Genomic DNA, 22557 nt, shown 5'->3' with positions numbered 1-22557 from the left:
GAAGCAGGCCGCACCGGAACCGGTGCGGTTTTGCCCTGCCTGAAAGGGTAACGAAGAGGATAAAGGAGGAAATGCCCATGCTCAATCAATTTTCCCGAACGGAGCTTGCCTTCGGGCCTGAAGGCATCGAAGCCATGAAGCGGAGCACCGTCGCCGTGCTCGGCATCGGCGGCGTCGGCTCGATCGCGGCCGAGGCTCTGGCCCGTACCGGCGTCGGCCGGATCATCCTGATCGACAAGGATGTCGTGGACATCACCAATATCAACCGGCAGATCCATGCCTTGACGACGACGGTCGGCGAACCAAAGGCGGATCTGATGCGGGACCGCATCAAGCTGATCAACCCCGAGTGCGATGTCATCAGCCTGAGGATGTTCTATACCGAGGAGACGTACGAGAAGCTGTTCGAATACCCGCTCGATTATGTGCTCGACGCATCCGACACGATTTCCTATAAGGTCCACCTCATCAAGCAGTGCCTGGAGCGGAATATTCCGATCATCTCCAGCATGGGAGCTGCGAACAAGGTCGACCCGACCAAGTTCCAGGTTACGGATATTTCCAAAACACATACAGACCCCGTCGCGCGCGTCGTCCGCCAGAAGCTGCGCCGCGAAGGCGTGAAGAAAGGGGTCCAGGTCGTCTTCTCGTCGGAAGAGCCTAAAAAGCCGCGCGAGGACGTCACCCAGCGGATCGTGCCGGACAACGCTCCGGAAATCCGCAAAGCCCAGCAGCCGCCTGCAAGCAATGCATTCGTGCCGCCGGTAGCGGGACTGATCATGGTCAGCGTCGCCGTGCGGGAATTGCTCGCTAAATCCGGAATAACGCTGTAAGCTTTCCTATTCAATGGACAAAGACGGCTCTCGATTAGAGGCCGTTTTTAGGTTTAGCTATTTAAAATCTTACATTTAAAGTTATGTATAGGGCATATATTTAGTGGAAATAGCCTATTTTGTGTAATATATATTGACATGAAGCTTCAAATTGGATACCATCATTTCTAATTAACATCAACGGGATGGTGCATATCATGGTCACGATGAATCTGATGAGGCGTTTGCCGAAAATCGAATTGCATTGCCATCTCGACGGAAGCGTCAGACCGGCAACAGCCGCCGAAATCGCCGAGGAGGAAGGAATCGAGCTGAGCTGCCGCGATTTGCGGGATTTGACGGACCGCATGACCGCTCCGCCTTCCTGCAGCAGCCTGATGGAATATTTGGAGCGGTTCGAGCTCCCGCTGCTGCTGATGCAGTCAGCATCTTCGCTGTCGCGCATCGCGTTCGAGGCAGCCGAGGATGCGGCTCTGGAAAACGTCCGCTATCTGGAAGTGCGCTTCGCGCCGCATCTGCATACCCGCCGGGGGCTGACGGTCGAGGAGGTCATCGAGTCTGTACGCTCCGGCCTCCGCGCCGCTGAGCAGAAATACGGCCACTGCGTGCGCATGATTCTGATCTGCATGAGGCATCATGGCCAGATGGACAACGAGGAGATCGTGAGGGCAGCAGCGCGCTATCATGGAGACGGGGTCGTCGGCGTCGATTTGGCGGGAGACGAGGCCGGCTATCCGAACGAGCTGCATGCGGAAGTGTTCGAGCTGGCTGACAGGCTCAGACTGCCGATCACGATCCATGCCGGCGAGGCGTCTGGGGCATGCAGCATCCGCTGCGCCGTCGAGAAGCTGCGGGCGCGCCGGATCGGGCACGGGGTCAGGCTGCAGGAGGATGCCGAGGTGACGGAGCTCATCCGTGTCAAGGGAATTCCCCTCGAGCTGTGCGTCATCAGCAACGTGCAGACGAAGGCGGTATCCTGCATGGAGGCGCATCCGATCCGCAGCTACCTGGACAGCGGCCTGCTGGTGACGGTCAATACGGATAACCCGACGGTGTCGGGAACGAACCAGACGCGGGAGTACGAGAATCTGACCCGCAGGTTCCGATTCTCCGCCGGGGATATCCGCAAGGTCGCAGCCCATGCCATCAATGCGGCTTTCGTCGACGAGGACCGGAAGCGCCAGCTGCGGGAGCTGTTCGAGCGCGAATGGTCCGAGCTTGGGCTGGCGGCGGAAGCCTGAGGATTTGCCGGACAGAGCCATCCGAAGACTTCAAGAACTGAATGGGCTTGATCATCTTATGGCGGGGGGACGGCAATTCCCGACCGGCAGGGGCAGACATCGTGTCTGTCCTTTTTTTCATGGAGCAGAGAAGTCCGGCAGATGGGCCGGGCAGCGAAATTCCCGGCTTCTCCGCAAATGCCGAGGGGAGACGGCCGGCTCCCATATCGGCTCAAGCATGGTGGATTCGTAGCGAACGTTTGTGCCCTATCGGCAGCTGTGATACACTTTTTTTAAAGGAATCCGGCTGTCCGGGAACCGGTTGCTGCCTTCCCGGATATCCCTCAGCCCAGCATAGTACAGGGGATGTTGCGAGATGGACTTATTTGATTATAAAGAAGAGAAGGAGCAGCCGCGGGCGCGGCTGCTTGCGGACCGCATGCGTCCGCGGACGCTGGACGAGTATATCGGCCAAGAGGATGTCGTCGGCCCGGGAACGCTGCTGAGGCGCGCGATCGAAGGCGACCAGGTCAGCTCGCTGCTCCTGTTCGGCCCTCCGGGCAGCGGCAAAACGACGCTGGCGAGCATCATCTCCAACCGTACCGAGGGGGAGTTCGTGAAGCTCAATGCCGTCGAAGCGTCGGTCAAGGATGTTCGGGACGTCATCGAGCGGGCGAAGAGCGCCAAGTCCCTTTACGGGCGCAAGACGATCCTCTTTCTCGACGAGGTGCATCGCTTCAACTCTTCCCGCCAGGATGCGCTGCTTCCGGCGGTCGAGCAGGGAATCATCATCTTCATCGGGGCTACGACCGAAAATCCGTTTCATTCCGTCAACGGCGCCTTGCTGTCCCGCTCGACGCTGTTCCGTCTCCACGCGCTGGAGAGCAGGCATGCGCTGGAGGCGATGTCCCGGGCGATCGCGGACAAGGAGCGCGGGCTCGGATTCATGAAGCTGGATGTGCGGCAGGAAGCTCTCGAGCATATCGCAGGCATGGCGGGAGGAGATATCCGCCGCGCGCTCAACGCCCTTGAGCTGGCGGCCGTGACGACCCCGTCGGAGCCGGACGGCACGGTCGTGGTCACGCTGGAGGTCGCCCAGGAATCGATCCGCAGCCGGGCCGTCCAAGCGGATGAATCGACACAATACGACGTGCTGTCGGCCTTTCACAAAAGCATCCGGGGATCGAGCGATGCGGCCTTGTTCTGGTTTCTGTACGCGGTTGAGAAGCTCGGGATGGACCCGATGGTGTTCATCCGCAGGCTGATCGTCGCTTGCAGCGAGGATATCGGACTTGCGAATCCGCAGGCGATGGTGCAGGCCGTGACGAGCATGGACGCCTATCACAAGATCGGCTGGCCAGAAGCCAAGTACAATGTGGCGCAAGCGATTCTTTTTGCCGTCGAGAGCCCCAAGTCCAACGCTGCCGCCATGGCGATATCCAGAGCGACACAGAAGATCGAAGCGGTAGGGACGGCGGACGTGCCGATGCACTTGAGGGATACCCACTACAAGGGCGCCGAGAAGCTCGGCCACGAAGGGTACAAATACCCGCATGATTTCCCAGGCCACTACGTCGTGCAGCAGTATTACCCGGATCGGCTGGCCGGTTCGTCCGTGTATGAAGCGACCCGCCAGGGCATGGAGGACAAGATCCGCCAGAACCAGGAAAGGCGTCATAAATAGAGACGGTCCGATTGGACGGCTCCTACATGCGGACCATGTTCAGACAGCCTCCAAAGGCGGCCGCCGAGGGTCCGATTTCATTCGACCAGGATAGTGGCTGCGGCCGTCGATACGCTTCGGCAAGCAGGGACTCGGTGAACGCCATCCGAGCCGGAAAAGTCAGAGCGAAAGGAACGGAAAAGGAGAGACCGGGAATTCCGGTCTTTCCTTTTTTGTTCCTGGTGTTTCGAAACGGAAAAAAAGGGCTATTCAATTAAAAAGGTTAGTGCTAAGATTTAAGCATAGGAACATTTGCGGAGTTGGGTTCATATACAAGTAAAACAGGAATAAGATCGAATGGCTCTTTTTTTTGCCTCAAAAGTTTCCCTGAGTCAACATATATGGATAGATACAAGTTTAGGAGGAGAGACATCATGAATGAGGAAAGCGCCCTGATCCCTTCCCGGGATAAAGGCTGGAACCGCGCATCTGGCAGGCCTTCGCTCGCAGAAGTGAACGGCTCCCTGAGCGTTCCGACGAAGGGCGGATGGTTCCGGAAGCTGCTCGCCTTTATGGGACCGGGTTATCTGGTTGCAGTCGGATATATGGATCCCGGCAACTGGGCGACGGACCTGGCCGGAGGCTCGCTGTTCGGCTATACGCTGCTGTCGGTCGTCCTGCTGTCCAATCTCATCGCGATCCTGCTGCAGGCGCTGGCCGGCAAGCTCGGCATCGTCACCGGCAGGGATTTGGCGCAGGCGTGCCGCGACCATTACAGCAAGCCTGTATCCGTCATGCTGTGGGTGCTGTGCGAGCTGGCGATCGCGGCTTGCGACCTGGCGGAGCTGATCGGCACCGCCATCGCCCTCAATCTTCTATTCGGCATGCCGCTCCTGTGGGGCGTCATCCTGACGGCATTCGACGTCATCATCGTCCTGATGCTGCAGAACAAAGGCTTCCGCTACATGGAGGCGCTTGTCATTACGCTGATCGGCACGATCGGCCTCTGCTTCCTGATCGAGCTGCTCTGGGCGCAGCCGGTCATGGCCGATGTCATGAAGGGCTTCATCCCCCGGGCGGAAATCGTCTCCAACCCGGCCATGCTCTACATCGCGATCGGCATCCTGGGAGCTACCGTCATGCCGCATAATCTGTATCTGCATTCTTCCATCGTCCAGACGAGGAAATTCGAACAGACTCCGCTCGGCAAGCGCGAAGCGATCCGCTTCGCTACCTTGGACTCGACGATCGCCCTCTTTCTGGCGCTGTTCATCAATGCGGCGATCCTGATCGTAGCCGGAGCTGTATTCCATACTTCCGGCCATACCGATATCGCGGATATCGGCGATGCGTACCATCTGCTCACGCCTCTCATGGGCGGGGCGATCGCCAGCATCCTGTTCGGCGTCGCGCTGCTGGCGGCCGGGCAGAACTCGACCTTGACGGGAACGCTGGCCGGACAGATCGTCATGGAAGGATTTCTGAACATCCGCATGAAAGCGTGGCTGCGACGGCTCATCACCCGTCTGATCGCAGTCGTGCCTGCCGTCATCGTGACCGCCATGTACGGGGAGAAAGGGACGACCGACCTGCTCATTTTCAGCCAGGTGGTGCTCAGCTTCCAATTGAGCTTTGCCGTATTCCCGCTCGTGCTGTTCACGGGAGATCGCAAGAAGATGGGCGAGTTCGCCAACAAGCCGGCGACCAAAGCTCTGGCGTGGACTTGCGCCTGCTTGATCGCCGTGCTCAATCTGTATCTGCTCGGCGCAACTGTCTACAGCTGGATTTAACCGATGATTGAAGGATGGGCAGGACTCTTCGCCGGGCAACGGGTGAAGAGTCCTTTTTTTCCCTCCCTGCTTGTCCTGAATGGGCATCAACTGTCATATGGGGCTGCTGAGAGCCATAGTAATGGAAATAATCAGGCAAATCATCCTCATGCCGCCGATAACGGACTTATCGTGAGCCGCAGGCGGTTTGACCGGGAATGCCGTCATGGACTACAGTACTTCATAATAGATTTGATGCCGGGGAGGTGCGCCTGTCCTTGAGCTTGCCGAACATCGGCGCCGGGAGACAGGCAAATGAGTGAGTGACGACCCGTTACCGCTGAGTCTAAGCATTGTACTGGTTCTTATATTGGTTTTCCTGAACGGTTTTTTCGTGGCGGCCGAATTCGCCATGGTGAAAGTCCGCGGCAGCCGGATCGGCTCCCTCGTCTCGGAGGGCAACGGCAGAGCCCGATTTGCGATGCGCTTGACGGACAATCTCGATGCCTTCCTCTCGGCTTGCCAGCTCGGCATCACGCTTGCCTCCCTCGGTCTCGGGTGGATCGGGGAGCCTGCTGTCGCCCGCCTGCTGGAGCCGCTTTTTTCCCGCTTCGGAATTGACGGCCTCGCCTTGAACACCGTCTCCTTCATCATCGCCTTCACCTTGATCACGCTGCTGCATATCGTCCTCGGCGAGCTGGCTCCCAAGACGATCGCCATCCGCAAGGCGGAGCAGGTGACGCTGATGACGGCCGCTCCGCTCGTCCTTTTCCATCGGATCATGTATCCCTTTATCTGGGCGCTGAACGGCATGGCGAACCTGCTGCTGAAGTGGATCGGAATCGAGCCTGCTTCGGAGCATGAATCCGCCCATACGGAGGAAGAGATCCGAATTCTGATGAAGGAAAGCCACAAAAGCGGGCTGATCGACAACACCGAGCTGACTCTGGTCGACAACATCTTCGATTTTGCGGACACGCATGCCCATGAGATCATGATCCCCCGCACGGAAATGATCTGCCTCTCGATCCAAGCCCCCTTCGCCGAGAACAGGGACATCGCCCTGGAGCAGATGCATACCAGGTATCCCGTCTGCGACGGGGACAAGGACAACATCATCGGATTCGTCCATATCAAGGACCTGCTCAAGGCGGGTCCCGACCTCCATGATCTTAGGCAGATCCTGAGGCCGATGACGACGGTTCCGGAATCGATGCAGATCAGCTCGCTGCTGAAGCTGATGCAGAAGCGCAGAACCCAGATCGCGATATTGATCGACGAGTATGGAGGCACTTCCGGCCTTGTGACGCTGGAGGACATCATGGAGGAGATCGTCGGAGAGATCCAGGATGAATTCGACGAGGAGAGGCCCGATGTCGAGCAGACGGGGGAGGCCGCCTATTCGCTCAGCGGGCTCATGCAGCTCGGCGAGGTCGCCGCTCGCTTCGGGCTGGAGCTGGATTCGGAGGATTACGATACGCTCGGCGGCTGGCTCTATTCCCGGATCGAGATTCCGCCGACGCGGGGACAGACCGTCGCCATGTCGGATGAGGCTGAATTCGTCATCGAGGAAACCGATCATTTGCGCATTTCAAGAGTGGCTCTTCGGCTGCTGAGGCCCGCAGGAGCGGAAGAAGAGGCGGTTGCCGCGAAGCGCCAGACAGCTGCAGGCGCCGAGCCGGGTGCCGGATTGTCCTGGCCTTCCTGAACGAGACTTCAGGAAGGCGAAAAAGCCCCGCAGCGCCGAAAAATCGGCGCTGCGGGGCTTTTTTTGGAGACGGCGGATCAGCGGACGGCAAGGCCTTCCGGATAATCCGCCTCGCGGACGAGATGCACCTTGTCGATCGTTCCTCCGCCGAGGCAGATGTCGCCGTCATAGAACACGACGGCTTGGCCTGGAGTGACCGCCTTCTGCGGCTGGTCGAAGACGACCTCCGCCGTTCCGTCGGCCGACAGCCTCAGCGTCACGCCTTGGTCGCTCTGGCGATAGCGGAATTTGGCGGCGCAGCGGATCTCGCCGGCCGGCAGCTCGGGCGCGATCCAGTTGATGCCGCTCGCGGTAAGCGAGGAGGAATAGAGGCGGGGATGCGACTCGCCCTGAACGACGTACAGGATATTGGATTCAAGATCCTTGTCGGCGACGAACCAGGGCTCGCCGTTGCCGGATCCGCCGATGCCGAGGCCTTGGCGCTGTCCCAGCGTGTAGTACATGAGCCCGTCGTGGCGTCCTTTGGTTTCGCCGCTGCGCAGGTCGACCATCGGTCCGGGCTGCGCCGGAAGATAGCCGCTCAGGAACTGCTTGAAGTTCCGTTCGCCGATGAAGCAGACGCCGGTGCTGTCCTTTTTGCGGGCGGTCGCGAGGCCGTGCTCCTCGGCGATGCGGCGGACTTCCGGCTTCGGCAGGTCGCCGATCGGGAACATCGCCGATGCCAGCTGCTCCTGGCTCAGCTGATGCAGGAAGTAGGTCTGGTCCTTGTTGGAATCCACTCCCCGCAGCAGGCGGGTGACGCCGCTGCCGTCGCGCTCGACGCGGGCGTAATGGCCCGTCGCGAGATAATCCGCGCCGAGCGATTTGGCCTTGGCCAGGAATTCGCCGAACTTGATCTCGCGGTTGCACATCACATCCGGATTGGGCGTGCGGCCCCGGCGATACTCGTCCAGGAAATAGCTGAACACCTTGTCGTAATATTGGCGTTCAAAGTTCACCGTATAATAAGGGATTCCGATCTGCTCGCAGACCTTCCGCACGTCCTCGGCATCCTCGTCCGCGCTGCAGACGCCGTTCTCGTCCGTCTCGTCCCAGTTTTTCATGAAGATGCCGATGACGTCGTATCCCTGCTGCTTGAGCAGCAGAGCCGTAACCGAGGAGTCGACTCCTCCGGACATGCCGACGACGACGCGTGCTCCCGTTTGAGCTGCCATTTATCTCCACCACCTTGACAATCTTGCTCTTTCCCTGCTAATCTGACAACTTGTGTTCCATCCACTCAGGGCAAGGGGAGCGTAAAGCCCATTGTAGCATATTTCCTGCCCGCTTATCATGCATTCTGCGCGTATTTTAGCGGACGAATGGGGTGGAATATGTTAACATAGCAGGGAAATGGGAATACCTTGAATTAATCAACGCAGCTATGAACCTGCAGAATAGAGATCAAGAGGCCGGAGGCCGTGGAGAAGGCTATGCTATCGAAGCTTTTTTTCTGGCAAAATCGCCTTGGAGGCCGGATTTTCCGGGCTTCACCGTTATCGGAACGGCCATCCAGCCTCGAAGGTTAGTCTTCAACATCTGTCAAACAGGGAAAGAGGTGCAGCCTTGAAAATTTCAACCAAAGGCCGTTACGGCTTGACGATTATGATGGAGCTCGCCGCCAAATTCGGCGAAGGTCCTATTTCTTTGAAGAGCATCGCGGAGAAGAACTCCCTCTCCGAGCATTATCTGGAGCAGCTGATCGCGCCGCTGCGCAACGCCGGCCTGGTCAAGAGCATCCGCGGAGCCTACGGCGGCTATATTCTCTCCAAGGATCCCGAGACGATCACCGCAGGCGACGTCATCCGCATCCTGGAGGGCCCGATCTCGCCTGTCGACTTCACCGAGGAGGACGATCCGGCCAAGCGCAACCTGTGGCTGCGCATCCGCGACAGCATCGCGGAGGTGCTGGATTCCACAACGCTCCAGGATCTGATCCAGTATACGGAGAAGAGCGAGAACGACAGCTATATGTTCTATATCTGACCGGGAGAGGTGCAAATGGAACGCATCTATTACGACCATGCGGCGACGACCCCGCTGCATCCGCTTGCCGCTGAAGCGATGCTGGCCGTCATGCAGGGGCCGCCGGGCAATGCCTCCAGCATCCACAGCTACGGCAGGGATGCGCGGCGCCTCGTCAATGATTCCCGCGAAGCCATCGCGGCTACGCTGGGCTGCAAGCCTGCCGAGATCGTCTTCACCTCCGGCGGGACGGAAGCCGACAATATGGCTGTCCGCGGCGTCATGGAGGCCCAGGCCGCGGCAGGCAAGCGCCATCTGATCACAAGCCGGGTGGAACATCATGCCGTGCTCAGGGAATGCGAGCGCCTGGAGCGGACAGGCATCGAGGTGACGTACCTGCCCGTTGACGAATTCGGCCTCGTATCCGCAGAGGACCTCAAGGAAGCGCTGCGGCCGGATACGGGACTCGTGAGCATCATTTACGCGAACAATGAGACGGGTACGGTGCAGCCGATCGCCGAGCTTGCCGGATTGGCCGGCACGGCAGGCGTGCCTTTCCATACCGATGCGGTGCAAGCCTACGGCAAGCTGCCGATTGATCTGGCGGTCCTTCCCGTCCAGCTCCTCTCCGTCACGGCCCACAAGATCAACGGGCCGCATGGCACTGGCGCCTTGTTCGTCCGCCAAGGAACCTTCCTTCATCCGCTTCTCGTGGGGGGTTCCCAAGAGAAGAAGCGCCGCGGCGGCACGGAGAATCTGGCCGGCATCGCCGGGTTCGCCGAAGCCGCCAAGCTGGCTGCGGCCAAGCTGGAATCCGATGCTCTTCGTCTCGACGAGCTTCGTCGTGAATGGATTTCTCTCATGGAGGAGGCTGCCCAAGGGGGAGTAGTCGTCAATGGACATGAAGGGAAGCGGGTGCCGGGGATCGTTAACCTGAGCTTTCCCGGATTGGACAACGAAGCGCTGCTCATGAACCTCGACCTGGCGGGAATCGCCGCTTCGGCGGGCTCCGCCTGCACGGCGGGGGCGCTGGAGCCTTCCCATGTGCTGCAGGCGATGGGGCTTCCGCAGGAGCGTCTGCAGACTGCGATTAGATTCAGCTTCGGATTGGGCAATACTAAGGAGGAAATGGCGAGGGCCGCGCGAAAGGTTGAAACTTTTCTGCGCCGTAATCGTAATTCTTCTTAGGAGGCGGATGCCGCATGGCGACTCCGGCCGATCCCGTGATGAAGCTTCAGCATATCATCGGACTGCCTGTCCTGATCTCCCATACCGGCCGGATGGCCGGACGCATCAAGGATGTCTGGTTTGACGAGCATTGGAAGCTGAAGGGATTCGTCCTGGACGGCTGGTGCTGGAAGCCTCGGACCGTCCGGACCGTTCTCTGGGACGAGGTGCTTACCTGCGGCGAAGACTGCGTCTTCATCCGAGGCAAGGAATCCGTCCGCACGGCGAGCGTGTCCATCGCGCAGCGTTCTTTCCTGAACGGATGCGTGCGGCTGAAGGATCTTCCGGTCGTCACGGCAGGCGGCAGCCAGCTTGGACGAGTGTCCGATGTTTATATCGACCCGTTCATGGGTACACAGTTAGTAGGTTTTGAACTGACGGACGGATTTGTCTCCGATCTCATGGATGGACGGAGATGGCTGAGAGCGCCCCGGGATTCCGACGTCTTCTTGCTTGGCGAAGATGCGATCATCGTCCCGACGATGGATGAGAGTTCCCTGGAGCGCGTCGCAGCTTCCGATCCGTACATGTAGGGAGAAATGACCAATGACAATGAAATGCCCCAACTGCAATTCCCGAGATATCGGCAAAATCGGCTCGCATCAGTTCTATTGCTGGAGCTGCTACATCGAGCTGACGGTGAACGGCGACAAGATGAGCGTCTACCAGGTTGAGGAAGACGGCACGCTGAGCTCGCTCGACGATCTGTTCTTCGAAGAGGATATCGCCTCTTCGGAGCTTCACGCCAACTGACGGCCTGTCCAACCGGAATCCATGCCCCTGAGCGCTTCGCGCTGCAGGGGCTTTTGCTTTTTGGCGGTTTTTTGGATTATAGGGAGTACCCTGCAGCGGGATGCCTCCTGGCCCTGGGATGCCCGAATCTTGCCTCCTGCCGCGCGGGCAAGGTTTTGCATGCATCCATCCTCGGCCGGGGAGCCGTCAAGCGCCGTCACCGGCTCGGCTTGCTTGGCTGAGCGGGAAAGGTATGGAAGGCGCCAGAAGGACATATACTGTAACGACCTGCCGGGGAAGACAGGCCCTTTAGGCATCGCTCCCGGTCCGGGCAAGGCGCCAAGGGAGGACGGCAACATGGACAAGCTGAGGCAGAACCGCGTCCTGATGACGCTTATATACATCATTCTAGGGCTGCTGGCCCTGTTTTTGCTGCTTCTCATCAAGCCGATGCTGATGGATGCGTACCGGTTCGTCCGCGCGGTGCTGACCCCTTTCCTCATCGCCATGGTCATCTCGTACGTGCTTCATCCCGTCGTCAGCCTGCTCAGCGCCAGGCGGGTGCCGCGCACGATCGCCGTCCTGCTCATCTACGCCGTGTTCTGCACCGCCCTCGCCGTCATCCTGATGAATCTCATTCCGATGGTGGCCGGCCAGGTGCAGGAGCTCGGAGAGCATGCTCCCGAGCTTACGATGAGAGCCAAAGGCATGGTGGAGGATTTCAACAACACCTCCTTCCTGCCGGACAGCCTGCGCAACGGCATCGAGCGCGCGCTGGTCACGATGGAGAAGAAGCTGACGGAAACGATCGCCGATTTCCTGAACAATATCGGAGCGATGCTGAATGTCGTTTTTCTGGCGTTCATCATTCCTTTTCTCATTTTTTATATGCTGAAGGACTTCGACGTCATGGAGCGGACCGTCGTCACCTACATGCCCAAAGCCCATCGCAAGCATCTGGTCCGGATGTTCAAGGACATCGACGAGGCGCTTGGAAGCTATATCCGCGGGCAGTTTCTCGTATGCGTCATCGTTGGACTGCTGGCCTATGCCGGTTATCTGATCATCGGAATGCCTTATGCGCTGCTGCTGGCCTCGATTGTCGCCGTAACCAACATCATTCCTTATCTGGGCCCGTTCATCGGGGCAGCGCCGGCGCTGCTGATGGCATCCACGGTATCGGTCAAAATGATGCTGCTCGTCGTCGTCGTCAACACGCTGTGCCAGATTCTGGAGGGCAACGTCATCTCTCCCCAGGTCGTGGGCAGGACGCTCCATATGCACCCGCTGTCGATTATTTTCGCCCTGCTGGTCGGAGGAGAGCTTGCCGGCATCGTCGGCATGATTCTGGTCGTTCCCGTCTTCGCTGCGCTGAAGGTCATCCTCCAGCATCTGTTCGCTTACTACATCAGGCGGCGTACCGTCTGATTCAAGGGTATTTGACAAAAGGATCTTTTTTTCTTATAATGTATGGCATATAGGTCTATTTTCAGCTTCTATACGCACAGCGTTGATGAGACGACAAGTAAGCCGCAGCCCGGCATTCAGAGAGAGGATTCCTTCCGGCCAGACGCCGGTCGGCTGCAAGAATCCCCGTGCCGAAGAGCGTGCCGAAGCTGGTCTCGGAGCGTGGATGAACTCCACCGGCAGCGGCGCCGTTATCTTCCGCATACAAGGAGATTGCCCCTTCTGAAGCCCTAGCGGCGGCTGGAGAGCGGCAGTAACCAGGGTGGTACCGCGATATGAATCGTCCCTGTCGGCTGACAGGGGCGTTTTTATGTTTTTCAAGGCTTATCCGCAAGCAAGACGAATTGACCAAAATCCCTAGTGGAAGGCTGGAATTTCCGATGAAAGCTGCAGAAATCCGTTCCAAATGGCTGAAATTCTTTGAAAGCAAAGGCCACAAAGTCGAGCCGAGCGCTTCGCTCGTGCCGCATAACGACCCTTCCCTGCTGTGGATCAACGCGGGCATCGCTCCGCTCAAGCCTTACCTTGACGGACGCCAGATTCCGGACAATCCGCGCATCACGAACGCGCAGAAATGCATCCGTACGAACGATATCGAGAATGTCGGCAAAACCCGCCGCCACCATACTTTCTTCGAAATGCTCGGCAACTTCTCGATCGGCGACTACTTCAAGGATGAAGTCATCGTCTGGGCATGGGAATTCCTGACCTCCAAGGAATGGATCGGCTTCGATCCGGAGCGCCTGTCGGTAACGGTCCATCCGGAGGATGAGGAAGCGTTCAAGCTCTGGAACGAGACGGTCGGACTGCCCGCCGAGCGCATCATCAAGCTGGAAGGAAACTTCTGGGAGATCGGCGAGGGGCCATGCGGACCTTGCACGGAGATCTTCTACGACCGCGGCGAGAAGTACGGCAACGATCCTTCCGATCCCGAGCTCTATCCCGGCGGCGAGAATGAGCGCTACCTGGAAGTGTGGAACCTCGTGTTCACTCAGTACAACCTGAACAAGGACGGCAGCTACACGCCGCTGCCGAACAAGAACATCGATACCGGCGCCGGACTGGAGCGCTTCGCCTCCATCCTTCAGGATGTCGACTCCAACTTCGACACCGACCTGTTCGTGCCGATCATCGAGAAGGCCTGCTCCATCGCAGGCGTCAAATACAAGGAAAAAGAGGAGACGGACGTTGCCCTCAAGGTCATCGCCGACCATGTCCGCACCGTCGTCTTCGCAGCCGCAGACGGCGTGCTGCCGTCCAATGAAGGACGCGGCTACGTCATCCGCCGCCTGCTGCGCCGCGCTGTGCGCTACGGCAAGTCGCTCGGCGTGGACCAGCCGTTCCTGTACCGCTTGACCGAGACGGTCGGCGACGTCATGGGCGTCTACTATCCGGAGATCGAGGCCAAGCGCGAATTCATCGAGAAGGTCATTCGCGGCGAGGAAGAGCAGTTCCACCGCACGCTCGACAGCGGCCTCGGCCTGCTCGCGCAGCTCGTGGATGCGGCGAAGAAAGACGGACGCGCCGAAATCGGCGGCGAGGATGCTTTCAAGCTGTACGATACGTACGGCTTCCCGTTCGACCTTACGGAAGACTTCGCAGCCGAGAACGGCCTGTCGGTCGATCGCGGCGGCTTCGACCAGGCGATGGACGCCCAGCGCCAGCGCGCTCGCGCCGCACGCCATGAAACCGGCGGAATGAGCGTTCAGGGCGGCGCTCTGTCCGAGTTCACCGAGCCAAGCAGCTTTATCGGCTACGACAGCCTGTCGGCTGAAGCGGTCGTGACGGGCATCTTCGTGGACGGGGAGCTGGCGGACATCGCCGGCGAAGGAAGCCGCGTGCTGGTCGTTCTCGACCGCACGCCGTTCTATGCCGAAAGCGGCGGCCAGATCGGCGACAAGGGAACCATCAGCGCGCCGGGAATGAAGCTTGAGGTGGAGGATGTCACCAAAGCGCCTCACGGCCAATCGGTCCATCATGCCCTCGTCGTGGAGGGGACGCTCCATAAGGGCGCCAAGGTGCAGGCCGAAGTATCCGGAACGTCGCGAGGCGATACGGTGAAGAACCATACCGCGACCCATCTTCTGCACAAAGCGCTCAAAGACGTGCTCGGCGGACATGTCAACCAGGCGGGCTCGCTGGTCGAGCCGGAGCGTCTGCGCTTCGACTTCTCCCACATCGGCTCCATTTCCGCGGAAGAGCTGGCCGATATCGAGCGCCGCGTCAACGAGCAGATCTGGAAAGGCACAGCCGTCGTCATCGAGAGCAAGCCGATCGCCGAAGCGAAGGCGATGGGCGCGATGGCTCTCTTCGGAGAGAAGTACGGCGACGTCGTGCGCGTCGTCCAGGTCGGCGACTACAGCCTCGAGCTGTGCGGCGGCTGCCATGTGGAGAACACGTCCCGGATCGGGCTGTTCAAAATCACCGGCGAGACCGGCATCGGATCCGGCGTGCGCCGGATCGAGGCGGTCACCGGGCGGTTCGCCTACGCGTATACGGAAGGACGGCTCGAGCTGCTGGAGCAGGCTGCCGGGCTCGTGAAGGCGGGCGTATCCGAGCTGCCGCGGCGCATCGAGGCGCTGCTCGGACAGGTCCGCGAGCTGCAGCGGGACAACGAGTCGCTGCAGAGCAAGCTCTCCCGCATCGAGGCAGGCTCGCTGGAGAGCAAAGCCGTATCGGTAGGCGGCGTGACCGTGCTGGCCGCTCAAGTCAGCGCTCCGTCCATGGATGCGCTGCGCGGCATCGCCGACGAGCTGAAGCTCAAGCTGCCGGAAGCGGTCATCGCGCTCGGCGCGGCGGCCGAAGGCAAGGTCAATCTGGTCGTATCCGTGTCTCAGGACCTCGTGAAAAAGGGCTTCCATGCGGGCAAGCTCATCAAGGAGGCTGCGGCTGTATGCGGCGGCGGAGGCGGCGGAAGGCCCGATATGGCTCAAGCCGGCGGCAAGGACCCTTCCAAGCTGGAGGAATCGCTCAAACTTGTCGAAGAACTGGTTCTCGCGCAGTCAAATGTGATATAGTAAGGATGTATCTCAAGCGGAGCCGGCTGTACTTTCGAAGGGCGGCCGGGGCTTGCGCAGGGAAGTAGAGAATTTAGCCGATTCTATTGAATTCGATACGAATCCGAAGGACCTCCTGAGCGGGGGCCAGAGGAAAGCGAGGTGCTGGCGGTGAGCTCCATGGACAAGACAATGAAGTTTGACGTGGTTGCGGACGGTCCTGAGGCTTCCTCGAAGGATATCCTGCTGACGGTGTACGACGCGCTGGTGGATAAGGACTACAATCCGATCAACCAGATCGTCGGGTATCTCCTGTCCGGAGATCCCGCTTACATCCCGAGGCACAACAATGCAAGAAGCCTGATCCGCAAGAAGGAACGTGACGAGCTCATTGAGGAATTAGTGCGCTCCTATCTGGCCAATCACCGCTGATTGAACGGCAGGCTGGCGACTGGAGTGGGTAGCGGCAGATGAGATTGATGGGCTTGGATTACGGCGACCGCCGAATCGGCGTTGCCCTCAGCGACCCTATGGGCTGGACGGCCCAGGGGCTCGAAGTGGTGCAGCGCAGGGACGGCAGCGAGATGCAGCGTCTCGCCGCGCTTGCGGCTGAGCATGAAGTGGTTGGAATCGTTGTCGGGCTGCCCAAGAACATGAACGGCAGCATCGGTCCGCGTGGCGAAATTTGCATCGCATTTGCCGAGGAATTGGGGCAAGTACTGAACTTACCTGTACACCTATGGGACGAAAGACTTACGACGGTATCCGCAGAGCGGACGCTCATCGAGGCGGATGTCAGCCGCAAGAAACGAAAGCAGGTCGTGGATAAGATGGCGGCCGCGCTTATTTTGCAAAACTATCTCGACTCTAAGATGAAAAGGTGAGGGTAACGATGGCAAATGACGACATGCAGTACGAAGAGCCGGAAATCATTTATATTCCGGACGAAGACGGCAACGAAGAGGAATTCGAGGTAATCATGAAGTTCGAGGTTGACGGCTCGGACCAGAAATATATGATGGTCGTTCCCCTGAACTCCGAAGGCGGAGAAGAGGATGAAGAGGACGAGGTGTACGCCTTCCGTTACGAGGAGGATGGCGACGATCTCAAGCTGTACACGATCGAAGACGAAGAAGAGTGGAGCATGGTAGAGGAAACGTTCAATACCTTGCTCGGCGAACTGGAGGAAGAACAAGGTTAATGAGTACATCGCAGCCGGAGCGCATCAAGCTCCTTAAAGAAACATTCGGCCGGGAAGTTCTGCTCGTCGACGACAGCGGACAGGAAATTCCTTATACGGTCCAAGCGGAATTCAGCCTCGGCGACCGCAGGTATGCAGCTCTCCAATCTCCTGCCCTGCGCAAGGAAGGCGAAGTGGAGATGTTCCTGATCGTGGTTGGCGAGGATGGAACTCCGGAGCTGGAGACGATCGAGGATGACGAAGAGTGGGAGCTTGCGGCCGAATCCTATGACGCCCTGCTTTTCGAAGGGACAGACAACGAGGAATAGCAGTTGACGCAGGGGCGGCTGACACCGCCCCTTTTTGGTTGTGTCATGAAAGCGCCGATTGAAGCGGAGGGCCGGCGACACTTGCGAAGCGGGGGACAGGGATAGAGATGCGGAATGAAGAAATGAGCGGCATGCCGTCCGGGCAGCCGTCCGGGCCGGCGAGAAGCCGGATTACGCTTTGGGTAGTACTGACGCTGCTTACCCTGCTGCTCGTGACGGCTGCAGGAATCGCAGGGTATATATGGAACGGCCTGCGGCCTGCGGCTGCGGGTGATGTGAAGCAAGTGCAGATCGCCCGGGGCATGTCGCCGTTTCAGGTGGCCGACCTTCTGGAGCGGGAAGGCATTATTCGGAATGCCTTTATTTTCAAATATTACCTTAAATTCAAGGAACAGGGCGGGAGCTTCCAGGCTGGAACCTATGAACTCGCGCCGGGCATGGAGCATGAATCGATCATCCAGAAGCTGAACAGCGGCTCGACGGTGAAGGAAGCGGTCATCCGTTTCACGATTCCGGAAGGATATACCCTGCTGCAGATCGCGGACAAGCTGTCGAAGGAAGGCATCATCGACAAGAACCGCTTCCTTGAACTGGCTGATTCCAATAAAACTTGGGGCGACGCCGAAGCGGTCAAGACGATTCCGGATGATTCCCGGATTCGCCATCGTCTGGAAGGCTATTTGTTCCCGGATACCTACGAGCTCAAGAAGGGCAGCACCGAGGAGGATATTCTCACCCGCATGGTAGAGGAGACCGACCGCAAGCTTGCCGAGCTGCCGGACCTGGACGAGACGCTGCAGGAGCGGGGAATGTCGCTTCATGAACTGCTTGCCGTCGCCTCTCTGGTCGAGCGCGAGGTCGTCGTCGACGCGGAGCGGGCTGCCGTCGCTGGCGTCATCTATAACCGCCTGGCCAAGCCGATGCGCCTGCAGATCGACGCAACCGTGCAATACTTGCTGGACAAGCCCAAGGAAAGGCTGTACGAGAAGGATCTCGAGGTCGAGAGCCCCTACAACACGTACCGCAGCGACGGCCTGCCGCCGGGACCGATCAGCAGCCCGAGCCTGAAGTCCATCGATGCTGCGCTGCATCCGGAGAAGAACGAATACTACTATTATGTGACGAAGAAGGACGGCAGCAGCCGTCATCTGTTCGCCGTCACCTACGAGCAGCATCTGAACAACATCAAGCAGAGCGAGAAGTAAAGGCAAGGAGGAACGACGCACTTGAACACTCAACCGGAACTTTTGACAACAGCTGCTTCCTTGGGCGAGCTTCGCAAGCTCATGGAAGCCGGAGCGGATGCGTTCATTATCGGAGAATCCAAATTCGGAGCCAGGCTGCCGGGCGAATTCGGACTTCAGGAGCTGGCTGAGGCTGTCGAGGCGGCGCATGGCTTCGTCCGTCCCGTGCGGATTTATGCCGCCGTCAACAACTTGATGGATAATGCGGCCGCAGACTCATTGCCCGAGTATCTCGGATCTCTGACGCAAATCGGCGTGGATGCGATCGTCTTCGGCGATCCGTCCGTTCTCGTGACGGCACGTGAGGCGGCACCGGGCGTGGCGCTGCACTGGAACGCCGAGATGACCTCGACCAGCTATGCCCAAGCCGATTACTGGGGCCGCAGGGGAGCGTCGCGGATCGTGCTCGCGCGCGAGCTGAACATGGAGCAGATCATCGAGATCAAGCAGCGGACCAGCCTGGAGGTTCAGGTCCAGGTGCACGGAATGACGAACATCTACCATTCCAAGCGCTCTCTTGTAGACAGCTATATGGGCCATCTCGGCAAGGAAGCATCGGATCTTGACAGCCGTCTCGGCCAAGGGCTCTATCTGATGGAGGAGGAGCGCAAGGACGAGCGCTATCCGATCTACCAGGATGCCCACGGGACCTATATGATGAGCTCCGATGACGTCTGCATGATCGAGAACCTGCATGAGCTGATGGAAGCGGGAATCGACAGCCTGCGGGTAGAAGGCTTGATGAAAACGACGGCGTACAACGAGACCGTCATCCGCGCCTATCGCGCAGCAATCGACGCTTATGCCGCCGATCCGCAAAACTATGAGTTCAAGGAAGAATGGCTGGACGCCATCCGCGAGCTTCAGGACCCGAGCCGGGAGCTGAGCTACGGCTTCTTCTTCAAAGAGCAAGTCTATTGATCCCAAGCTAGCAGAGGTGAATACATCATGTCTATGACTGCAAATAAACCCCTTCTCAAAGGAAAGCGCCATCGCCTGGACAAGCCCGAGCTGCTGGCTCCGGCCGGCAACCTGGAGAAGCTCAAGTTCGCCGTCCATTACGGTGCTGACGCCGTCTATATCGGCGGGCAGAAGTACGGGCTCCGATCGGGAGCGGACAACTTCAGCTTCGAGGAAATGCGCGAAGGCGTCGAGTTCGCTGCCCGTTATGGAGCGAAGGTTTTCGTCGCGACCAACATCTATGCCCACAACGAAGACATCGAAGGCCTGGAGGACTATCTGCGCGGCCTCGAAGCGGCCGGCATAGCCGCGATCATCGCGGCTGATCCCGCCATCGTAGAGACGGCCCAGCGGGTTGCTCCCGGCTTGGAGGTCCATCTCAGCACCCAGCAGTCGGTGCTCAACTGGCGCACGGTCAAGTTCTGGAAGGATGAAGGGCTGCCGCGCGTCGTGCTTGCGCGGGAGACGAGCCTCGAGGAAATCGCGGAGATGAAAGCCCATGTCGACATCGAGATCGAGGCGTTCATCCACGGCGCGATGTGCTCCTCGTTCTCCGGCCGCTGCGTGCTCTCCAACCACTTCACCGACCGGGATTCCAACCGCGGCGGCTGCTGCCAATCCTGCCGCTGGAAGTACGATCTGTACGTGGACGGAGATTCCGTGAACAGCGGGCAGGACAGCCAGTTCACGATGGGCTCCAAGGATCTGTGCATGATCTCGCATCTGCCGGAGCTGATCGAGGTCGGAGTGGACAGCTTCAAGATCGAGGGTCGAATGAAAAGCCTTCATTACGTGGCTACCGTCGTCAACGCTTACCGCCAGGCCATCGATGCATACTTTGCCGATCCCGACGGGTACGAGCTGAAGCCGGAATGGGTGGATGAAATCAACAAGTCCGCCAACCGGCCGCTCAATACGGGCTTCTTCTTCGATACGCCGGGCAAGGAAGACCATATTTACGAGCCGGAGCAAAAAGCCGCTCCGTATGACTTCGCCGGCGTTGTCCTCTCCTATGACGAGGCGACAGGCGAAGCGGTCATTCAGCAGCGCAATCATTTCAAGCCTGGCACCGAGGTGGAGTTCTTCGGGCCGGAAGGAACCTTCTTCAAGCAGGCCGTGGAGGAGATCCGCGACTTGGAAGGACAGCTGCTCGATGCCGCTCGGCATCCGCTGCAGCATGTACGGATCCGGACGGCTCAGCCTGTTCATCCGATGGATATGATGCGCAAGCGCATCCGCTAAAGCAATCGGCAAAAGCCTTCCATGAGCATTCATGGAAGGCTTTTTTTCGCGGCTTATCGAGGAGACGGGGGCGGTCATGCTCAGCTGCAGAGGCTGATCCAAGACATCCTTGCGGATGGCAACGGAATCGGCTCGAATCATGAGAGATTGCGCATGAAAAGGATAAAGGAGAGGCTAAAGAAAACTGAAAAGGCAATTTTAGTTTCATATTGTTTTTTTTTATTTTTTTTTGACAAAACGTCATTCCTTTCCATTGCGATCCTGCTATCTTCCATAAACCTTCTAGTAGATCTCGAATTTTTAATATTCATGAGCTGTATAAATGAATCGACTCTCTCGATAAGCATGGTAAAGAAAATATTTATCTGACATGAGGCTAAAGACCCGTGTCCAGCATTCCGATAAGGATAAGAAAGAGATAGCGATCGCACATCGACGTGTCGGCGGTCGGAACAGGATGGTGAACGGTGATGAGGAATCGATTGACAGAATGGATAGAAAAGCGGAAAAACAAGAACAACATCAACAGCGGCGATACAGGCGGTGAGCAGGCCGCAGCAGAGGCCGGCAGCGCCGTCAAGCTCTCCTTGAACATCGGACGATCGGTCGGATTGAAGCTCTTCCTTACTTTTTTTGCAGGCATTTTGGCATGCGTGCTGCTTATGGGTTACTTCTCCTACCAGATTTCAAAGAGCGTCATCCAGAGCAAGGTGTCGGATTCCTCGCAGGCAACGCTCAAGCAGCTGTCGGACAAGCTTGATCTCGTATTCGACAAATTCAATGATTTCTCGCTGCAGTTCGTCGCGGACGTTACGCTCCAGAACATGATCGGCTCCACGATGTACGCCTCGGATGACAGCGCCCGGACCAATGCGGAGCGGGAGCTCAACAACAAGCTTCAGAGCATGCTTCTCGGCACATCGGGGGTGGAGAACCTCAATCTGATTCCGGTCAGCTCCAAGCTGAGCAAGCGGGTTCTTGGAACAGGCAAGCTGGAGCTGGAGAAGGTCCAGCAGGCTTCCTGGTATCAGGAAGCGCTGAAAGACATCAATGAAGGCGTCTGGATCCCGACGCAGCCGAAGGGATTCCAGGATGGGGGAAATCCGACGCTGGGATTGGCGCGTGCGCTTAGAGAGCCGGGCGGGACGGATCCGATCTATGTCGTGCTCATCGAGATCCAGGACCGGGCCATCCAAGACCAGCTTCAGGGCGCACAGCTTGGCGACGGCGGAACGGTATCGATTCTCGACCGCCAGGACGGGATTCTGCTGGATGCTTCCGGCAGGGATTCGATCGGAGGGAAGTCAGCGGTAGCTTTCAGCGCTCAAGCCAAGGACAGCGATTCGGGAATGTTCGTCACAGACGAGAGCGGAACGAAGTCGCTTGCGATCTATAAACGATTCAACGCCAACCCATGGATGGCAGCGGGAACGATACCGGTGGGCGAGCTGGTGAAGGACGCGCGGAAAATCTACATTCTGACGGTATATGTTTCTATCGGCGCGGTTGTGGTGGCCATTCTGCTCGGGTTCGTCGTGATGAGGATGGTCGGAATTCCGCTCCGCCGTCTCCGCAACCTGATGAACGAAGGGAAAAAAGGCAATCTGACCATCCGCTCGGACCACCGCTCGCAGGACGAGATCGGGCAGCTGTCGTCGAGCTTCAACGAGATGATGGAGCAGATCACAGGCCTCGTGCAGCAGGCGAGAGGAAGCGCGGAGCAGGTGCTGTCTACCGCGGGAGAGGTCGGGCAGTCGTCCCGGAGGACAGCCGGAGCGGCGCGGGAAATCGCGGCCGCCACGGAGGAGATCGCGGGCGGAGCGACCAGCCTGGCGATGGAAGCGGAGAAGGGCAGCGACCTGACGACCGGCATGGACGAGAGCATGCGCCGGGTGAAGCTGTCCAATGACGGCATGATTGCGGCGGCAGGCGAGATGGAAGCGGCTGGGGCGCAGGGGACCGGCCATATGGCGGCGCTGATCG

General features: G+C 58.7%; 20 protein-coding genes. 19 read left to right on the top strand and 1 reads right to left on the bottom strand.

The features are described from left to right. Window positions 1-77 precede the first annotated feature (77 nt). The 5 genes from ACLBWT_RS17550 to ACLBWT_RS17530 all read left to right on the top strand — a co-directional run bounded on the left by ACLBWT_RS17550 (window position 78) and on the right by ACLBWT_RS17530 (window position 7193). Window positions 78-833 (top strand): tRNA threonylcarbamoyladenosine dehydratase, encoded by a 756-nt coding sequence (locus tag ACLBWT_RS17550; RefSeq protein ID WP_447664429.1) that lies wholly within the window; start codon window positions 78-80, stop codon window positions 831-833. Window positions 834-1030: 197 nt separating this feature from the next. Beyond that, window positions 1031-2074 carry an adenosine deaminase gene (gene add / locus ACLBWT_RS17545; RefSeq protein ID WP_447664428.1) on the top strand — a complete coding sequence of 348 codons (1044 nt, stop codon included), beginning with the start codon at window positions 1031-1033 and terminating at the stop codon, window positions 2072-2074. A gap of 355 nt (window positions 2075-2429) precedes the next feature. Then, window positions 2430-3737 (top strand): replication-associated recombination protein A, encoded by a 1308-nt coding sequence (locus tag ACLBWT_RS17540; protein ID WP_447664427.1) that lies wholly within the window; start codon window positions 2430-2432, stop codon window positions 3735-3737. Between the two features lie 413 nt (window positions 3738-4150). Beyond that, the gene (locus tag ACLBWT_RS17535) at window positions 4151-5506 is read left to right on the top strand and encodes an Nramp family divalent metal transporter (protein WP_447664426.1); all 1356 of its coding nucleotides are present in this window, start codon (window positions 4151-4153) and stop codon (window positions 5504-5506) included. A 298-nt stretch (window positions 5507-5804) separates the two neighbouring features. Continuing rightward, window positions 5805-7193 carry a hemolysin family protein gene (locus tag ACLBWT_RS17530; protein WP_447664425.1) on the top strand — a complete coding sequence of 463 codons (1389 nt, stop codon included), beginning with the start codon at window positions 5805-5807 and terminating at the stop codon, window positions 7191-7193. A gap of 77 nt (window positions 7194-7270) precedes the next feature. On the opposite strand, the gene mnmA is transcribed toward ACLBWT_RS17530, so the two are convergent. Continuing rightward, on the bottom strand, window positions 7271-8407 hold the full coding sequence (gene mnmA, locus ACLBWT_RS17525) for a tRNA 2-thiouridine(34) synthase MnmA (protein WP_447664424.1): 1137 nt from the start codon (window positions 8405-8407) through the stop codon (window positions 7271-7273). Between the two features lie 391 nt (window positions 8408-8798). Here mnmA and cymR point away from each other — a divergent pair, with 391 nt between their 5' ends. From cymR to ACLBWT_RS17455, 14 genes are all read left to right on the top strand, one after another. Further along, window positions 8799-9218, top strand: coding sequence for a cysteine metabolism transcriptional regulator CymR (gene cymR, locus ACLBWT_RS17520; RefSeq protein ID WP_048745159.1), 420 nt, complete (start codon window positions 8799-8801; stop codon window positions 9216-9218). 15 nt (window positions 9219-9233) lie between these two features. Further along, window positions 9234-10385 (top strand): cysteine desulfurase family protein, encoded by a 1152-nt coding sequence (locus tag ACLBWT_RS17515; RefSeq protein WP_447664423.1) that lies wholly within the window; start codon window positions 9234-9236, stop codon window positions 10383-10385. Window positions 10386-10399: 14 nt separating this feature from the next. Continuing rightward, window positions 10400-10957 carry a PRC-barrel domain-containing protein gene (locus ACLBWT_RS17510; protein WP_447664422.1) on the top strand — a complete coding sequence of 186 codons (558 nt, stop codon included), beginning with the start codon at window positions 10400-10402 and terminating at the stop codon, window positions 10955-10957. 19 nt (window positions 10958-10976) lie between these two features. Beyond that, window positions 10977-11177: a hypothetical protein gene (locus tag ACLBWT_RS17505; RefSeq protein WP_076356814.1), complete on the top strand. Its 201-nt coding sequence runs from the start codon at window positions 10977-10979 to the stop codon at window positions 11175-11177. A gap of 336 nt (window positions 11178-11513) precedes the next feature. Beyond that, complete coding sequence (locus ACLBWT_RS17500) at window positions 11514-12584, top strand: AI-2E family transporter (RefSeq protein WP_447664421.1); 1071 nt, start codon at window positions 11514-11516, stop codon at window positions 12582-12584. A gap of 419 nt (window positions 12585-13003) precedes the next feature. Next, window positions 13004-15640 carry an alanine--tRNA ligase gene (gene alaS / locus ACLBWT_RS17495; protein ID WP_447664420.1) on the top strand — a complete coding sequence of 879 codons (2637 nt, stop codon included), beginning with the start codon at window positions 13004-13006 and terminating at the stop codon, window positions 15638-15640. 150 nt (window positions 15641-15790) lie between these two features. Further along, entirely contained in the window at window positions 15791-16051 is a 261-nt protein-coding gene (locus ACLBWT_RS17490; protein ID WP_048745194.1) for an IreB family regulatory phosphoprotein, read from the top strand. A 38-nt stretch (window positions 16052-16089) separates the two neighbouring features. Further along, window positions 16090-16503, top strand: a complete 414-nt coding sequence (gene ruvX / locus ACLBWT_RS17485; RefSeq protein WP_021878637.1) for a Holliday junction resolvase RuvX — start codon at window positions 16090-16092, stop codon at window positions 16501-16503. A gap of 8 nt (window positions 16504-16511) precedes the next feature. Beyond that, window positions 16512-16820, top strand: a complete 309-nt coding sequence (locus ACLBWT_RS17480) for a DUF1292 domain-containing protein (RefSeq protein ID WP_048745156.1) — start codon at window positions 16512-16514, stop codon at window positions 16818-16820. Then, window positions 16820-17128, top strand: a complete 309-nt coding sequence (locus ACLBWT_RS17475) for a DUF1292 domain-containing protein (protein WP_447664419.1) — start codon at window positions 16820-16822, stop codon at window positions 17126-17128. Before ACLBWT_RS17480 ends, ACLBWT_RS17475 begins: the two co-directional genes overlap by 1 nt. 107 nt (window positions 17129-17235) lie before the next feature. Then, window positions 17236-18333 carry an endolytic transglycosylase MltG gene (gene mltG, locus ACLBWT_RS17470; RefSeq protein ID WP_447664418.1) on the top strand — a complete coding sequence of 366 codons (1098 nt, stop codon included), beginning with the start codon at window positions 17236-17238 and terminating at the stop codon, window positions 18331-18333. Between the two features lie 21 nt (window positions 18334-18354). Further along, entirely contained in the window at window positions 18355-19293 is a 939-nt protein-coding gene (locus ACLBWT_RS17465; RefSeq protein ID WP_447664417.1) for a peptidase U32 family protein, read from the top strand. Between the two features lie 27 nt (window positions 19294-19320). Then, on the top strand, window positions 19321-20574 hold the full coding sequence (locus ACLBWT_RS17460) for a peptidase U32 family protein (protein ID WP_447664416.1): 1254 nt from the start codon (window positions 19321-19323) through the stop codon (window positions 20572-20574). A gap of 482 nt (window positions 20575-21056) precedes the next feature. Further along, window positions 21057-22557, top strand: a 1501-nt coding sequence (locus tag ACLBWT_RS17455) for a HAMP domain-containing protein (protein ID WP_447664415.1), incomplete at its 3' end; no start/stop codon positions are given.

The sequence above is a fragment of the Paenibacillus sp. D51F genome (assembly GCF_053345695.1).
The sequence above is the reverse complement of the archived record's forward strand: the minus strand, read 5'-3'. Positions and strand labels throughout refer to the sequence as shown.